Source organism: Craterilacuibacter sp. (assembly GCF_051659485.1).
Taxonomy (GTDB): Bacteria; Pseudomonadota; Gammaproteobacteria; order Burkholderiales; family Chromobacteriaceae; genus Craterilacuibacter.
This window is the reverse complement of sequence record NZ_JBOFOO010000198.1, coordinates 1-16,053: the sequence shown is the minus strand read 5'-3', so window position 1 is coordinate 16,053 and position 16,053 is coordinate 1. Positions and strand designations below refer to the sequence as shown.

Genomic DNA, 16,053 nt, shown 5'->3' with positions numbered 1-16,053 from the left:
TATTGAGCGCGGTATCGTTAAAGTCGGCGAAGAAATCGAAATCGTTGGCCTGAAGAACACTGTTAAGACCACTTGTACCGGCGTGGAAATGTTCCGCAAGCTGCTGGATCAGGGTCAGGCTGGCGACAACGTAGGCGTGTTGCTGCGTGGTACCAAGCGTGAAGACGTAGAGCGTGGTCAGGTTCTGGCCAAGCCGGGTTCCATTACCCCTCACACCAAGTTTACCGGTGAGATCTACGTACTGAGCAAGAACGAAGGTGGTCGTCACACTCCATTCTTCGCCAATTACCGCCCGCAGTTCTACTTCCGTACTACGGATGTGACCGGTGCTGTAACCCTGCCGGAAGGCGTGGAAATGGTGATGCCTGGTGACAACGTGTCCATCACGGTTGAACTGATTGCTCCGATCGCCATGGAAGACGGTCTGCGCTTCGCGATTCGCGAAGGTGGTCGTACGGTTGGTGCCGGTGTGGTTGCAAAGATTATTGCTTGATTGAAAAGGTTATAGGCCAGTAGCTCAATTGGTAGAGTATCGGTCTCCAAAACCGAGGGTTGGGGGTTCGAGACCCTCCTGGCCTGCCAAATAAGACTAACCGGCGAATTTCGCCGGTTAGTCTTTTGTCGCATATGCACTGAGAAAATCAAATGGACATGCAAGACAAGATCAAACTAGTGTTGGCCGCGTTGCTAGTTGCGGCTGGCGTTGCTGGTTTCTATTTCGTACCCGAAGCGCAAGGCTTGTTGCGGGCGTTGGTGTTTATGGCCGGGCTTGCGTTGGCGGCTGGCGTGGTGTGGGTTTCTACACCGGGCAAAGAGTTTGTCGCTTATGCGCACGATTCTGTCGCTGAGGCCAAGAAAGTGGTATGGCCGACGCGCAAGGAATCTACGCAAATGACGGGTATGGTATTCGTTTTTGTGTTGGTGCTGGCGCTGTTCATGTGGTTGGTTGACTCGTCTCTGACCTGGTTTTTCTACGATATCATTCTGAAGCGGGGCTAATTATGGCGAAACGTTGGTATGTAGTTCACGCTTATTCCGGCTTCGAGAAAAGCGTGCAAAAAGCACTGCGCGAGCGTATTGACCGTTCGGATATTGCTGATCTGTTTGGCCAGGTGCTGGTGCCGGTAGAAGAAGTTGTCGACATGAAAAATGGTCGCCGTTCGATTTCCGAGCGCAAGTTCTTCCCGGGTTATGTGTTGGTCGAGATGGAAATGACTGACGATAGCTGGCACATGGTTAAGAGTACGCCTAAGGTCACCGGTTTTATTGGTGGTACGGCTAACCGCCCTGCACCTATCTCGGCAAAAGAAGTCGAGTCCATCATGCAGCAGATGCAGGAGGGTGTGGAGAAGCCGCGTCCTAAGGTTCTGTTTGAGGTGGGTGAGCGCGTGCGTGTGATTGACGGCCCGTTTAACGACTTTAACGGGACTGTTGACGAAGTGAACTACGAGCGCAACAAAATGCGCGTATCGGTGCAGATTTTCGGTCGTGATACACCGGTAGAACTGGATTTTGGCCAGGTGGAAAAGCTCTGATTTTTCATTTGGTTGTTTGAGTAAGTGTGTGTATAATCACGCGCTCTCGTTGGGGAGCGGATTTGTTGTCCGCGCTATACCCATTTAGGAGTTTATTGTGGCAAAAAAGATTATCGGCTTTATTAAGCTGCAAGTGCCTGCTGGCAAAGCAAACCCTTCGCCACCAATCGGCCCGGCGCTCGGTCAGCGTGGCCTGAATATCATGGAATTCTGTAAGGCGTTTAACGCCCAGACCCAAGGCATGGAGCCAGGTCTGCCAATTCCAGTGGTTATCACCGCTTTTGCGGACAAGTCTTTCACCTTCGTGATGAAGACGCCTCCAGCTTCGATCCTGCTGAAAAAGGCCGCTGGCCTGAAGAGCGGTTCCGCCAAGCCAAATACCGACAAGGTAGGCAAGGTGACCCGTGCTCAGCTGGAAGAAATCGCCAAGACCAAGCAGCCAGATCTGACTGCTGGTGACTTGGATGCTGCCGTGCGTACCATCGCAGGTTCCGCCCGTTCCATGGGTCTGATTGTGGAGGGTGTGTAACATGGCTAAAATTTCCAAGCGTCTGAAAGCCCTCAAGGCTAGCGTTGATCACAACGCACTGTACGTCGTTGACCAGGCTATTGCCATGGTTAAGGGTGCAGCGACCGCCAAGTTTGACGAGTCTATCGACATTTCGGTAAACCTCGGTGTTGACCCACGTAAATCCGACCAGGTTGTTCGTGGTTCGGTTGTGCTGCCACGCGGTACCGGTAAGTCGGTTCGTGTTGCTGTCTTCGCTCAGGGTGCTAACGCCGAAGCCGCCAAGGCTGCTGGTGCCGAGATCGTTGGTTTTGAAGATCTGGCCGAGCAGGTTAAGGCTGGTAATCTGAACTTTGATATCGTAATCGCTTCCCCTGACGCGATGCGCGTTGTCGGTCAACTGGGTCAGATCTTGGGCCCGCGCGGCCTGATGCCTAACCCTAAGGTTGGTACCGTAACGCCTAACGTTGCTGAAGCCGTTAAGAACGCTAAAGCAGGTCAGGTTCAGTACCGTACCGACAAGGCAGGTATCATTCACGCGACTATCGGCCGTGCTTCTTTCGAAGAAGCCGCGCTGCGTGAAAACCTGGGCGCGCTGGTTGATGCCTTGCAGAAAGCCAAGCCTGCTGCAGCCAAAGGCGTATACCTGAAGAAAATTGCCGTATCTAGCACGATGGGTGTTGGCGTTCGCGTCGATGTTGCATCGCTCAGCGCCTGATTTTTAGGTGCTGAATCAGGCAGACCGTCAGGTCTGCCTGTGCAAGGCTTTGGGCTGGCGGGCTTTTGTCCTTGCCAGATTGTCAAAGACCGTAGGTGCCGCAAGGCTTAATGGCTGGTGACAGCAACCTACGCAGATGGTGTATCCGTAAGTAGGCTTCTGTTTGAGGCCCATGTAGCTCAGGGGTAGAGCACTCCCTTGGTAAGGGAGAGGTCGGCGGTTCAATTCCGCCCATGGGCACCATTATATGATGTCTCCTGAATAGGTCGCCGCTGCAAAGCGAGGTGGGAAACCATCTCATTTCAGTTTAGGAGGTAGACCTTGAGTCTCAATCTTGAAGATAAAAAAGCGGTCGTAGCCGAAGTATCCGCCCAGCTGGTGGATGCACAGACGCTCGTTATCGCCGAATATCGGGGTATTGAGGTTGGTAGTATGACCAAGCTGCGCGCTCAGGCGCGTGAGCAGGGCGTATTCCTGCGCGTTCTGAAGAACACGCTGGTTCGCCGTGCTGTAGCTGATACCGCATTTGCCGGTCTGGCTGACCAAATGGTCGGTCCTCTGGTTTATGGTATTTCTGCAGATCCGGTTGCTGCCGCTAAAGTACTGCATCAGTTCGCCAAGGCTGACGACAAAATTGTTGTCAAAGCAGGTTCCTACGATGGCAAAGTATTGGATGCCGCTCAGGTTGCTGAGCTGGCCCTGATCCCAAGTCGCGAAGAACTGCTGTCCAAGCTGCTCTATGTCATGAAGGCTCCAGTGTCCGGCTTTGCCCGTGGCCTGGCCGCTCTGGCAGAGCAAAAGCAAGCCGAAGCTGCTTAACCCAATTTGATTTAAATAGATTTCAGGAGATTTTCACATGGCTATTACCAAAGAAGAAATTCTTGACGCAGTTGCTGGTCTGACCGTTATGGAACTGAACGACCTGGTTAAGGCGTTCGAAGAGAAGTTCGGCGTTTCCGCTGCTGCTGTTGCCGTTGCCGGCCCAGCTGCTGCTGCTGCTGTTGAAGAGAAGACCGAGTTCGACGTTGTTCTGACCGCTGCTGGCGACCAGAAAGTTAACGTGATCAAGGTTGTTCGTGCACTGACCGGTCTGGGCCTGAAAGAAGCCAAAGACATGGTTGACGGCGCTCCTAAGACCGTTAAAGAAGCCGTTTCCAAGGCTGAAGCCGACGACGTGCTGAAGCAGCTGACCGACGCTGGTGCTAAAGCTGAAATCAAGTAATCTTCCTACCGGAAGATTGACGGGGCTGGCGGAGGAATCCGCCAGCCTTATTGCGCTTGTGGTGGGAAAGTGCCTAGTCACTAAAAGCCAGCATCCCGAGCGTGGCTGTTGACTTTTGGTTACTTGCGCCACCACACCTCGATGGAGACTCTATGAGTTATTCGTTTACTGAGAAGAAGCGGATTCGTAAAAGCTTTGCGAAACGTGCCAGTGTTCTCGATGTCCCCTTCCTGTTGGCGACCCAGATCGATTCGTACACCGATTTTCTGCACTTGGGTGTGCCTTTGGATCAGCGCAAGGATGCGGGGCTGCAGGCGGCTTTTAAATCGATTTTTCCTATCCATAGCCACAATGGATATGCCTATCTCGATTTTGTCCATTATGTATTGGGCGAGCCACCGTTTGACGTTCAGGAGTGCCAACTGCGTGGCATTACCTACGCAGCACCTTTGCGCGCCCGTATCCGCCTGACAATTCTGGATAAAGAGTCGTCCAAGCCGGTGATCAAGGAAGTCCGTGAAAATGAAGTGTACATGGGTGAAATTCCACTCATGACCACCAGCGGCTCTTTTATCATCAACGGGACTGAACGCGTCATCGTTTCGCAGTTGCACCGCTCTCCTGGTGTGTTTTTCGAGCACGATAAGGGCAAGACCCATTCGTCCGGAAAATTGCTGTTCTCTGCCCGCGTGATTCCTTACCGTGGCTCATGGCTGGACTTTGAATTCGATCCGAAAGACCATCTGTTCTTCCGTATCGACCGCCGCCGTAAAATGCCAGTCAGCATTTTGCTCAAGGCGCTGGGTTATGGCGTTGAACAAATCCTGTCCGAATTCTACAGCTTCGACACCTTCTATCTGACCGAAGATGGTGTTCGTATGCAGGTGGTGGCCGAGCGTCTGAAAGGCGAACTCGCCAAGTCCGATATTGTGGCTGCAGATGGCAAGCTGATTGTTGCCAAAGACAAGCGCATCACCGCTAAAACGGTGCGTGATCTGGTCGCTGCCGGTGTCGACAGCATTGATGTGCCGTTTGATACCTTGTTTGGCAAGATTCTGGCCAAGAGTGCCGTTAATCCGGAAACCGGCGAGATTCTGGCGCGCGCCAACGAAGAAATTACTGAAGAGTTGGTTGCCAAGCTGGATATTCATGGCGTACCAGAAATTCAGGTGCTGTACACCAATGATCTGGATCAGGGTGCGTATATTTCGCAGACTCTGCGTTCTGATGATGTCGAAAGCCAGTTGCAGGCTCGTGTCGCCATCTATCGCATGATGCGTCCTGGTGAGCCGCCAACCGAAGATGCGGTCGAGGCATTGTTCCAGCGTCTGTTCTTCAACGAAGACACTTACGACCTGTCGCGTGTCGGCCGTATGAAGTTCAATACCCGTACCTACGACTACAAATTCGACGACAAGTCGCCGGAGTGGTTCAAGGGTCTGGTCGGCGACAAGTTTGCCGCGTTCAAGGACTCTACGTCGGGCATTCTGTCGACCGAAGACATCGTGTCGGTGATCGCGATCCTGACTGAGCTGCGCAATGGTCGTGGCGATGTGGACGATATCGACCACTTGGGTAACCGTCGTGTGCGTTCCGTTGGCGAATTGGCCGAAAACCAGTTCCGCGCGGGTCTGGTGCGTGTCGAGCGTGCAGTGAAGGAGCGCCTGAATCAGGCCGAGTCCGATAATCTGATGCCGCATGACCTGATTAATGCCAAGCCGGTATCGGCTGCGATCAAGGAATTCTTTGGTTCGAGTCAGCTGTCGCAGTTTATGGACCAGACCAACCCGCTGGCCGAGATTACCCACAAGCGCCGTGTATCGGCACTGGGGCCCGGTGGTTTGACGCGCGAACGCGCCGGCTTTGAAGTGCGTGACGTGCATCCTACGCATTACGGCCGTGTTTGCCCGATCGAAACGCCGGAAGGTCCGAACATTGGCCTGATCAACTCGCTATCGGTTTATGCGCGTACCAATGAATACGGCTTCCTGGAAACGCCTTATCGTCGCGTGATCGACGGCAAGGTAACGATGCAGATCGACTATCTGTCTGCCATCGAAGAAGGCCGTTACGTGATTGCGCAGGCTAACGCCACGCTGGATGAAGACGGCAGCCTGACCGACGAGCTGGTAACTTGCCGTGAGACGGGTGAAACCATTCTGGCAACGCCTGACCGTGTCGAGTACATGGACGTGGCGACGGGGCAGGTGGTATCGGTTGCAGCTTCGCTGATTCCGTTCCTGGAGCATGACGATGCAAACCGTGCCCTGATGGGTGCGAACATGCAGCGTCAGGCGGTGCCTTGCCTGCGTCCTGAAAAGCCGTTTGTTGGTACCGGTATCGAGCGTGCGGTTGCTATCGACTCGGGTACTACCGTGATTGCACGTCGTGGCGGCGTAGTCGACTATGTCGACGCGACACGTATTGTGGTGCGCGTTAACGATGCCGAGGCGACGGCGGGCGAAGTCGGTGTGGATATCTACAACCTGACCAAGTTCACCCGTTCCAACCAGAACACCAATATCAACCAGCGCCCGCTGGTGAGCGTGGGCGATGTGATTGCCCGTGGTGATGTGGTGGCTGATGGCGCATCGACCGATCTGGGCGAGCTCGCTCTGGGTCAGAACATGACCATCGCCTTTATGCCGTGGAACGGCTACAACTTCGAAGACTCGATTTTGATCAACGAGCGTGTGGTCGCCGAAGACCGCTACACCTCGATCCATATCGAAGAACTATCGGTTGTTGCCCGTGATACCAAGCTGGGGCCGGAAGAAATTACCTGCGACATCCCTAACCTGTCCGAGCGTATGGCGGGCCGGCTGGATGAAGCCGGTATCGTTTATATCGGTGCCGAGGTGGTGGCAGGTGATGTACTGGTCGGCAAGGTGACACCTAAGGGTGAAACCCAGCTGACGCCGGAAGAAAAATTGCTGCGTGCGATTTTCGGTGAGAAGGCGTCCGATGTGAAGGACACCTCCCTGCGCGTGCCAACCGGCATGATCGGTACCGTGATTGACGTGCAGGTCTTTACGCGCGAAGGCATTGATCGCGACAAGCGTGCACAGTCGATTATCGATGCCGAGTTGAAGCGTTATCGCCTCGACCTGAACGACCAGCTGCGCATTTTCGAGCACGATGCATTCAGTCGTATCGAGCGTCTGGTGATCGGCAAGGCGGCTAATGGTGGTCCTAAGCGCTTGGCCAAGGGTACCGAAGTCAGCGCCGAATATCTGCATGAGCTGCCATCCAAGCATGAGTGGTTCGATATCCGCATGGCGGATGAAGAAGTCGCCAAGCAGCTGGAGATGATCAAGGAAAGCCTGTCGCTCAAGCGTGAAGAATTCGATCTCAAGTTCGAAGACAAGAAGCGCAAGCTGACCCAGGGCGACGAACTGCCGCCGGGCGTGCAGAAGATGGTCAAGGTGTATATCGCCGTGAAGCGTCGCCTGCAGTCGGGTGACAAGATGGCCGGTCGTCACGGTAACAAGGGTGTGGTTTCGCGCATTCTGCCGGTTGAAGACATGCCGTATATGGCGGATGGTCGCTCGGTAGACATCGTACTGAACCCGCTGGGCGTACCTTCGCGTATGAACATCGGTCAGATTCTCGAGGTTCATTTGGGTTGGGCGGGTAAAGGCATCGGCGAGCGTTTCAATCGCATGCTGAAGGAACAGCGTTCGGTTGATGATCTGCGTGCCTATCTGGAGCAGGTGTACAACAGTACGGGCAAGCCGGAAGATATTGCCGGCCTGTCTGATGTTGAGGTTCGCAGTCTGGCTGAGCATCTGCGCCGTGGTATGCCTTTCGCTACCCCTGTGTTTGATGGTGCCAAAGAGTCCGAGATTCGCCAGATGCTGAATCTGGCTTATCCAAGTGATGACGAGCACACCAAGTTGCTGGACTTTAACGAGTCTAAAACACAGATGACCTTGTTTGACGGTCGTTCCGGTGAAGCCTTCGACCGCAAGGTGACGGTAGGCGTGATGCACTATCTGAAGCTGCATCACCTGGTTGACGACAAGATGCATGCCCGTTCGACCGGCCCTTACTCGCTAGTGACCCAGCAGCCGCTGGGTGGTAAAGCGCAGTTTGGTGGTCAGCGCTTCGGTGAGATGGAAGTGTGGGCACTGGAAGCGTATGGCGCTGCCTATACGCTGCAAGAAATGTTGACTGTGAAGTCCGATGACGTGATTGGCCGTACCAAAGTGTACGAAAGCATCGTCAAGGGCGAACATAAGATCGAAGCTGGCATGCCGGAATCCTTCAATGTGTTGGTGAAGGAAATCCGCTCGCTTGGCCTCGACATCGATCTGGAACGTTATTGATAGGTATGACGGCGCGGGCATTGATCCCGCGCCAGTCGCCTGAATGGAGACGCAATGAAAGCTCTGCTCGATCTCTTTAAGCAAGTTACGCAAGAAGAAGAGTTTGATGCGATTAAGATCGGCATCGCCTCCCCCGACAAGATCCGTTCCTGGTCGTACGGTGAGGTCAAGAAGCCTGAAACCATCAACTATCGTACCTTTAAGCCTGAACGCGACGGTCTGTTTTGCGCGCGTATTTTCGGGCCGGTAAAGGATTACGAGTGCTTGTGCGGGAAGTACAAACGCCTCAAGCACCGCGGTGTAATTTGCGAAAAATGCGGCGTTGAAGTGACGCTGTCCAAGGTGCGCCGCGAGCGTATGGGTCATATCGATCTGGCTTCGCCTGTTGCGCACATCTGGTTCCTGAAATCGCTGCCGTCGCGTCTGGGTATGGTTCTCGACATGACGCTGCGCGATATCGAGCGCGTGTTGTACTTCGAAGCGTTCGTAGTGACCGACCCGGGCATGACTCCGCTGGAGTCGCGCAAACTGCTGACCGAGGAAGATTACCTCGACATGCAGGATGAGCATGGTGACGAATTCACCGCCTTGATGGGCGCGGAAGCCGTGCGTGAGCTGCTGAAAAAACTCGACCTGCCGATGGAAGTCGAGAAACTGCGCCATGAACTGGGCGCGACCAGCTCCGACACCAAGATCAAGAAGATCGCCAAGCGCCTGAAGGTGCTGGAGGCATTCCAGCGTTCCGGTATGAAGCCGGAATGGATGATTCTGGAAGTGCTGCCGGTATTGCCGCCTGAGCTGCGCCCGCTGGTGCCGCTGGATGGTGGCCGCTTTGCGACTTCCGATCTGAACGATCTGTATCGCCGGGTCATCAACCGCAACAACCGTCTCAAGCGTTTGCTGGAGCTGCGTGCGCCGGACATTATCGTACGCAACGAAAAGCGCATGCTGCAGGAGTCGGTGGACTCGCTGCTGGATAACGGTCGTCGCGGCAAGGCCATGACCGGCGCCAACAAGCGTCCGCTCAAGTCTCTGGCTGACATGATCAAGGGTAAGGGCGGTCGTTTCCGTCAGAACCTGCTGGGTAAGCGCGTGGACTACTCCGGTCGTTCCGTGATTACCGTGGGCCCGACCTTGCGTCTGCATCAGTGCGGTCTGCCGAAGAAGATGGCGCTCGAGCTGTTCAAACCCTTCATTTTCCACAAGCTGGAAGTTATGGGTCTGGCCTCGACCATCAAGGCTGCCAAAAAGCTGGTCGAGCAGGAAGTGCCGGAAGTGTGGGACATTCTGGAAGACGTGATCCGCGAACATCCGGTCATGCTCAACCGTGCGCCTACGCTGCACCGTCTGGGTATTCAGGCGTTTGAGCCGGTGCTGATCGAAGGTAAGGCCATTCAGCTGCACCCACTGGTCTGCGCGGCGTTTAACGCCGACTTCGACGGTGACCAGATGGCGGTACACGTACCGCTGAGCCTGGAAGCGCAAATGGAAGCCCGCACCCTGATGCTGGCCACCAACAACGTACTGTCGCCTGCCAACGGCGAGCCTATCATCGTGCCGTCGCAGGATATCGTGCTGGGTCTGTATTACATGACCCGCAGCAAGGTAAACGGCATGAATGACGGCATGAAATTTGCCGATGTGTCCGAAGTGCAGCGTGCCTATGGCACCCGCCAGGTTGAGCTCGGGACGTGTATTACAGTACGCCTGAAAGAGTGGGAAAAAGACGAGCAGGGCGAGTTCCAGCCGGTGATGAAGCGTTATGAAACCACCGTCGGCCGCGCCATCCTGTCGGAAATCCTGCCTAAGGGTCTGGGCTTCGAGCACGTCAACAAGGCGTTGAAGAAAAAAGAAATTTCCAAGCTGATCAATGTGTCGTTCCGTCGTTGCGGTATCCGCGATACGGTTATCTTCGCCGACCAGTTGATGTACACCGGTTTTGCCTATTCGACCCGCGGCGGTATTTCGATCTGCGTGGACGATATGGAAATCCCGACCAAGAAGACCGAACTGCTCGCCGAAGCGACCAAGGAAGTCAAAGAAATTGAAGCGCAGTACCGTCAGGGTCTGGTGACCAATGGCGAGCGCTACAACAAGGTCGTGGATATCTGGGGTCGTACCGGTGACAAGATCGCCAAGGCGATGATGGATAACCTGTCCACGCAGAAGGTGCTGGACAAGCACGGTAATATGGTCGATCAGGAATCGTTCAACTCGATTTACATGATGGCCGACTCCGGTGCGCGTGGTTCCGCTGCCCAGATCAAGCAGTTGGCCGGTATGCGAGGCCTGATGGCCAAGCCTAACGGTTCGATTATCGAAACGCCGATTACTGCGAACTTCCGCGAAGGTCTGACGGTTCTGCAGTACTTCATCTCGACCCACGGTGCCCGTAAGGGTCTGGCGGATACGGCGCTGAAGACAGCTAACTCCGGTTACCTGACACGTCGTCTGGTGGATGTGACGCAGGACTTGGTGGTCATCGAGGATGATTGCGGTACAAGCAATGGCTTCGTGACCAAGGCTGTGGTGCAAGGTGGTGACGTCATCGAAGCATTGCGCGACCGTATTTTGGGTCGTGTTACTGCTACCGATGTTATTGATCCATCGACCAATGAAACCGTCATCGAAGCCGGCACCTTGCTGGACGAAGCGATGGTGGACTTGATCGATAGCCATAGCATCGACGAAGTCAAAGTCCGTACGGCGATTACCTGCGATACGCACTATGGCCTGTGTGCCAAGTGTTACGGTCGTGATCTGGCGCGTGGTAAGCGTGTCAATGCCGGTGAAGCTGTCGGTGTGATTGCAGCCCAGTCGATTGGTGAGCCGGGTACCCAGCTGACCATGCGTACCTTCCACATTGGTGGTGCGGCTTCGCGAAATGCAGCGGCCAGCCAGGTTGAAGGTAAGTCCAACGGTACAGTGCGTTTCTCTGCCCAGATGCGTTATGTCGCCAACTCCAAGGGCGAGCTGATTGTGATCACCCGCTCCGGCGAGGTGGTGATTCATGATGATGCCGGCCGTGAACGCGAGCGTCACAAAGTACCGTATGGTGCCACTCTGGTGGTGAAGGATGGCGATCTGATCAAGGCGGGCGCAGTGCTGGCTACGTGGGATCCGCACACCCGTCCTATCATCACCGAGTACACCGGTCGCGTGAAGTTCGAGAACGTGGAAGAGGGTTCTACGGTCGCGAAGCAAGTGGATGAAGTGACCGGTCTGTCGTCTATGGTGGTGATTGATCCTAAGCGTCGCGGCTCTTCGCAGTCCAAGATGTTGCGTCCATTGGTCAAGCTACTGGACGAGTTCGGTAATGAAGTGAAGCTGACCGGTTCCGATGCCTCGGTATCGATTTCCTTCCAGGTTGGCGCCATTATTACCGTACGTGATGGCCAGGAAGTGGGTAAGGGTGAGGTGCTGGCGCGTATTCCGCAGGAATCGACCAAGACCCGAGACATTACCGGTGGTTTGCCACGCGTAGCCGAGTTATTCGAAGCCCGTTCGCCTAAGGACGCGGGTATGTTGGCCGAAGTGACCGGTACTATTTCCTTCGGTAAGGACACCAAGGGCAAGCAGCGCCTGGTGATTACCGACATGGAAGGTCTGGCTCACGAGACCCTGATTTCCAAGGATAAGCACGTATTGGTGCACGAGGGTCAGGTGGTCAATATGGGTGAAACCATTGTTGACGGTTCGGTTGATCCGCACGACATCCTGCGTCTGCAGGGTATCGAGGCATTGGCACGCTACATCGTTCAGGAAGTGCAGGAAGTTTACCGCCTGCAAGGCGTGAAGATTAACGACAAGCATATCGAGGTGATCATTCGCCAGATGCTGCGTCGTGTGCTGATTACCGATTCCGGCGATACCAGCTTCATTCAGGGCGAGCAGGTTGAGCGTGCCGAGTTCCTGAAGGCGAATGCCCGTATGCTTGAAGAGGGTAAAGAGCCGGCTCAACACGATAACGTGCTGCTGGGTATTACCAAGGCTTCCTTGTCGACCGACTCGTTCATCTCGGCCGCTTCCTTCCAGGAAACGACCCGAGTGCTGACCGAGGCTGCAATCATGGGCAAGCGCGATGATTTGCGCGGCCTGAAGGAAAACGTGATTGTGGGTCGTTTGATCCCGGCAGGTACTGGCCTTGCTTACCATCGCAACCGCCGCCGTGAGAATCTCGGGCTGAATAATGGTCCCGAGCACATGTTCACGGGCTTGGTTGACGAGCCAGCGGTAGAGAGCGGCGAATAAGCCACTGTCTAGCTTCTGACTAGAAAAAGCCGTTAATTCAATGGGTAACATTGGGTTGACGGCTTTTCTTCATTGACGCTGGGCGGTGACTAAAATATAATCTCGCGTCCTTAGGTGGCTTGCTGCCTATTTTATTATCAACAGGGAAATTGATAGTCATGCCAACTATTAACCAACTCGTTCGCAAGGGTCGTCTGGCCGCTGTGGCGAAGAGCAAGGTTCCGGCACTTGAGGCTTGCCCGCAAAAGCGCGGCGTGTGCACTCGTGTCTATACCACCACTCCAAAGAAGCCTAACTCGGCTCTGCGTAAAGTGTGCAAGGTGCGTCTGACCAACGGTTTTGAAGTCATCTCCTACATCGGCGGTGAAGGTCACAACCTGCAGGAACACTCCGTAGTCCTGATCCGTGGCGGTCGTGTAAAAGACTTGCCAGGTGTGCGTTACCACACCGTTCGCGGCTCGCTGGATACCGCAGGCGTGAAAGATCGTAAGCAGTCCCGTTCCAAGTACGGTACTAAGCGTCCTAAGTAATCACTTAGGACCTATTAGGCAGTCCTCGCGGCTGTCGAGTAAGTGATCACTCCATTGGGTGGTCATGAGCTAATGCTCAACTGAATAGAATTAAGGAATTGAAATGCCAAGACGCAGAGAAGTCCCCAAGCGTGACGTGTTGCCGGATCCAAAGTTCGGTAGCCAGGATCTGTCCAAGTTTATGAACGTTGTAATGATCGACGGCAAAAAAGCTGTCGCTGAACGTATCATCTACGGCGCGCTGGCCCAGATTGAAAAGAAAACCGGCAAGAATGCTGTTGAAATTTTCAACACCGCTATTTCCAATGCCAAGCCTATGGTGGAAGTAAAGAGCCGCCGTGTCGGTGGTGCTAACTACCAAGTCCCTGTTGAAGTTCGCCCATCCCGCCGTATGGCTTTGGCAATGCGCTGGTTGCGTGATGCTGCGCGTAAGCGTGGCGAAAAATCCATGGATCTGCGTCTTGCCGGTGAGTTGATGGATGCGGCCGAAGGCCGTGGCGGCGCAATGAAGAAACGTGACGAAGTGCACCGTATGGCTGAAGCCAACAAGGCATTCTCGCACTTCCGTTTCTAATTTAACGTTCAAGAGAAGGTTGTCGCCGTGGCTAGGAAAACCCCCATTGAGCGGTATCGTAATATTGGCATCTCGGCTCACATTGATGCTGGTAAGACGACTACCACCGAACGTATCCTGTTTTATACAGGCGTAAACCACAAGATCGGTGAAGTGCACGACGGTGCCGCCACCATGGACTGGATGGAGCAGGAGCAGGAACGTGGTATTACCATCACTTCCGCTGCGACCACGACGTACTGGAAAGGCATGAGCCTGCAGTATCCGGAGCATCACTTCAATATTATTGATACCCCGGGTCACGTTGACTTCACTATTGAAGTCGAGCGTTCTATGCGTGTGCTGGATGGTGCTGTAATGGTTTATTGCGCTGTGGGTGGTGTTCAGCCGCAGTCGGAAACCGTTTGGCGTCAGGCCAACAAATACAAAGTCCCGCGTCTCGCATTCGTGAACAAGATGGACCGTCAAGGCGCCAACTTCTTCCGTGCGGTTGAGCAGGTGAAGACGCGCTTGCGCGGCAATCCGGTGCCTATCGTTGTACCTATCGGTGCAGAAGAAGGCTTCCAGGGCGTTGTGGATTTGCTGAAAATGAAGGCCATCATCTGGGATGAAGCTTCCCAGGGGATGAAGTTCGAATACGGCGAAATCCCGGCGGATCTTCAGGCGCTTGCTGAAGAGTGGCGCGAGAAGATGGTCGAAGCAGCCGCTGAAGTTAGCGAAGAGATGATGGATAAGTATTTGGGCGGCGAAGAGCTGACCGAAGAAGAAATCGTCAATGGTCTGCGTCTGCGTACGCTGCGTTGCGAGATCCAGCCTATGTTGTGTGGCTCCGCGTTCAAGAACAAGGGCGTTCAGCGTATGCTGGATGCCGTGATTGAGCTGCTGCCATCGCCACTGGATGTGCCTCCAATCGCTGGTGAAGTAGACGGTCAGCCTGCTGTTCGTCACGCTTCCGACGAAGAGAAGTTCTCTGCGCTGGCATTCAAACTGATGAATGATCCGTATGTTGGTCAGCTGACATTCTTCCGTGTGTACTCGGGTGTGGTTAACTCGGGTGACTTTATCCTGAACTCGATTAAAGACCGTAAAGAGCGTATGGGCCGTATCGTCCAGATGCATGCTAACGATCGTATCGAGATCACTGAAGTTCGCGCGGGTGACATCGCTGCCGGTATTGGCCTCAAGGATGTGACTACGGGTGAAACCCTGTGTGCTCTGGACGCGCCGATTATTCTGGAGCGTATGGAGTTCCCTGAGCCGGTGATTCACGTTGCCGTCGAGCCTAAGACCAAGGCTGACCAGGAGAAGATGGGCGTTGCCCTGAACCGTCTGGCCAAGGAAGATCCTTCCTTCCGTGTGCGTACCGATGAAGAATCGGGTCAGACCATTATTTCCGGTATGGGTGAATTGCACCTGGAAATTCTGGTAGACCGTATGCGTCGCGAATTCGGTGTTGAAGCGGGTGTGGGCGCACCTCAAGTCGCTTACCGTGAAACCATTACCAAGAAAGTAACTGACGTTGACGGTAAACACGTCAAGCAGTCGGGTGGTAAGGGTCAGTACGGTCACGCAGTCATTACGCTGGAGCCGTCTGGCGAAGGTAATGGCTACAAGTTCTTTGACGAAGTCAAAGGTGGTGTGATTCCTCGCGAATTCATTCCTTCCGTTGACAAGGGTATTCAGAACACCCTGAACAACGGTATTCTTGCTGGCTTCCCGGTGGTTGACGTGACTGTGCGTCTGACCTTCGGTTCCTACCATGATGTTGACTCCTCGCAGATCGCGTTTGAGCTGGCTGGTTCCATGGCGTTCAAAGAAGCCATGCGCCGCGCTAGCCCATGCATTCTCGAGCCGATGATGGCTGTGGAAGTGGAAACGCCGGAAGACTACATGGGTGACGTGATGGGTGACTTGAGTCGCCGTCGCGGTATCGTGTTGGGTATGGATGATGATGGTCTGGGTGGCAAGAAGATCAAGGCCGAAGTTCCATTGGCCGAGATGTTCGGTTACTCCACCGATCTGCGTTCCGCTACCCAGGGTCGTGCTACGTACTCCATGGAGTTCAAGCATTACTCGGAAGCACCTAAGCATATTGCTGAATCGGTCATGAACGCCAAGAAGTAATTGTGCGCGCTAAGGCTGGCCCGCCGGGCCAGTCTGGTTTGATGTTCTTTAATGAAGGAATTTTGCAAAATGGCAAAAGAAAAGTTTTCGCGGACTAAGCCGCACGTAAACGTTGGTACCATCGGTCACGTTGACCACGGTAAAACAACCCTGACCGCTGCTATCACTACCATCCTGTCGAAGAAGTTTGGTGGCGAAGCCAAGGGTTATGCCCAGATCGACAGCGCGCCAGAAGAAAAGGCACGTGGTATTACCATTAATAC

At 54.3% G+C, this 16,053-nt stretch carries 13 protein-coding genes and 2 tRNA genes; all 15 read left to right on the top strand.

The genetic code is table 11. The annotated features are described in order from the left end of the window. Positions 1-493 (top strand): EF-Tu/IF-2/RF-3 family GTPase (locus ACRC1E_RS07195; protein WP_438514429.1); only part of this gene is annotated, 493 nt, incomplete at its 5' end. 13 nt (positions 494-506) lie between these two features. Beyond that, positions 507-582: transfer RNA gene (locus ACRC1E_RS07190), tRNA-Trp, on the top strand. Positions 583-645: 63 nt separating this feature from the next. Further along, a complete protein-coding gene (gene secE / locus ACRC1E_RS07185) occupies positions 646-999 on the top strand; it encodes a preprotein translocase subunit SecE (RefSeq protein WP_438514428.1) in 354 nt (117 codons plus the stop codon). Between the two features lie 2 nt (positions 1,000-1,001). After that, a complete protein-coding gene (gene nusG, locus ACRC1E_RS07180) occupies positions 1,002-1,535 on the top strand; it encodes a transcription termination/antitermination protein NusG (RefSeq protein ID WP_438514427.1) in 534 nt (177 codons plus the stop codon). 97 nt (positions 1,536-1,632) lie between these two features. After that, on the top strand, positions 1,633-2,064 hold the full coding sequence (gene rplK / locus ACRC1E_RS07175; RefSeq protein ID WP_438514426.1) for a 50S ribosomal protein L11: 432 nt from the start codon (positions 1,633-1,635) through the stop codon (positions 2,062-2,064). A 1-nt stretch (position 2,065) separates the two neighbouring features. Beyond that, a complete protein-coding gene (rplA, locus tag ACRC1E_RS07170) occupies positions 2,066-2,761 on the top strand; it encodes a 50S ribosomal protein L1 (protein ID WP_438514425.1) in 696 nt (231 codons plus the stop codon). Between the two features lie 168 nt (positions 2,762-2,929). Next, positions 2,930-3,004: transfer RNA gene (locus tag ACRC1E_RS07165), tRNA-Thr, on the top strand. A gap of 78 nt (positions 3,005-3,082) precedes the next feature. Next, on the top strand, positions 3,083-3,580 hold the full coding sequence (gene rplJ, locus ACRC1E_RS07160; RefSeq protein WP_438514424.1) for a 50S ribosomal protein L10: 498 nt from the start codon (positions 3,083-3,085) through the stop codon (positions 3,578-3,580). Between the two features lie 37 nt (positions 3,581-3,617). Next, complete coding sequence (gene rplL, locus ACRC1E_RS07155) at positions 3,618-3,983, top strand: 50S ribosomal protein L7/L12 (RefSeq protein WP_438514423.1); 366 nt, start codon at positions 3,618-3,620, stop codon at positions 3,981-3,983. 152 nt (positions 3,984-4,135) lie between these two features. Further along, positions 4,136-8,311, top strand: a complete 4,176-nt coding sequence (rpoB, locus tag ACRC1E_RS07150; RefSeq protein WP_438514422.1) for a DNA-directed RNA polymerase subunit beta — start codon at positions 4,136-4,138, stop codon at positions 8,309-8,311. A 54-nt stretch (positions 8,312-8,365) separates the two neighbouring features. Next, positions 8,366-12,562: a DNA-directed RNA polymerase subunit beta' gene (gene rpoC / locus ACRC1E_RS07145; protein ID WP_438514421.1), complete on the top strand. Its 4,197-nt coding sequence runs from the start codon at positions 8,366-8,368 to the stop codon at positions 12,560-12,562. 158 nt (positions 12,563-12,720) lie between these two features. Further along, positions 12,721-13,092: a 30S ribosomal protein S12 gene (gene rpsL / locus ACRC1E_RS07140; RefSeq protein WP_124735787.1), complete on the top strand. Its 372-nt coding sequence runs from the start codon at positions 12,721-12,723 to the stop codon at positions 13,090-13,092. 103 nt (positions 13,093-13,195) lie between these two features. Next, positions 13,196-13,666, top strand: coding sequence for a 30S ribosomal protein S7 (rpsG, locus tag ACRC1E_RS07135; RefSeq protein ID WP_438514420.1), 471 nt, complete (start codon positions 13,196-13,198; stop codon positions 13,664-13,666). 27 nt (positions 13,667-13,693) lie between these two features. Beyond that, positions 13,694-15,790 carry an elongation factor G gene (gene fusA / locus ACRC1E_RS07130; RefSeq protein ID WP_438514419.1) on the top strand — a complete coding sequence of 699 codons (2,097 nt, stop codon included), beginning with the start codon at positions 13,694-13,696 and terminating at the stop codon, positions 15,788-15,790. Between the two features lie 69 nt (positions 15,791-15,859). Further along, a partial coding sequence (locus tag ACRC1E_RS07125) for a GTP-binding protein (RefSeq protein WP_438514418.1) occupies positions 15,860-16,053 on the top strand: 194 nt, incomplete at its 3' end.

Bases quoted from the DNA above. Each gene is read 5' to 3' on its own strand.
- rpoB (WP_438514422.1), top strand. From the start codon at position 4,136: ATGAGTTATTCGTTTACTGAGAAGAAGCGGATTCGTAAAAGCTTTGCG.
- rpsG (WP_438514420.1), top strand. From the start codon at position 13,196: ATGCCAAGACGCAGAGAAGTCCCCAAGCGTGACGTGTTGCCGGATCCA.
- rpsL (WP_124735787.1), top strand. From the start codon at position 12,721: ATGCCAACTATTAACCAACTCGTTCGCAAGGGTCGTCTGGCCGCTGTG.
- rplA (WP_438514425.1), top strand. From the start codon at position 2,066: ATGGCTAAAATTTCCAAGCGTCTGAAAGCCCTCAAGGCTAGCGTTGAT.
- rplL (WP_438514423.1), top strand. From the start codon at position 3,618: ATGGCTATTACCAAAGAAGAAATTCTTGACGCAGTTGCTGGTCTGACC.
- secE (WP_438514428.1), top strand. From the start codon at position 646: ATGGACATGCAAGACAAGATCAAACTAGTGTTGGCCGCGTTGCTAGTT.
- nusG (WP_438514427.1), top strand. From the start codon at position 1,002: ATGGCGAAACGTTGGTATGTAGTTCACGCTTATTCCGGCTTCGAGAAA.
- rpoC (WP_438514421.1), top strand. From the start codon at position 8,366: ATGAAAGCTCTGCTCGATCTCTTTAAGCAAGTTACGCAAGAAGAAGAG.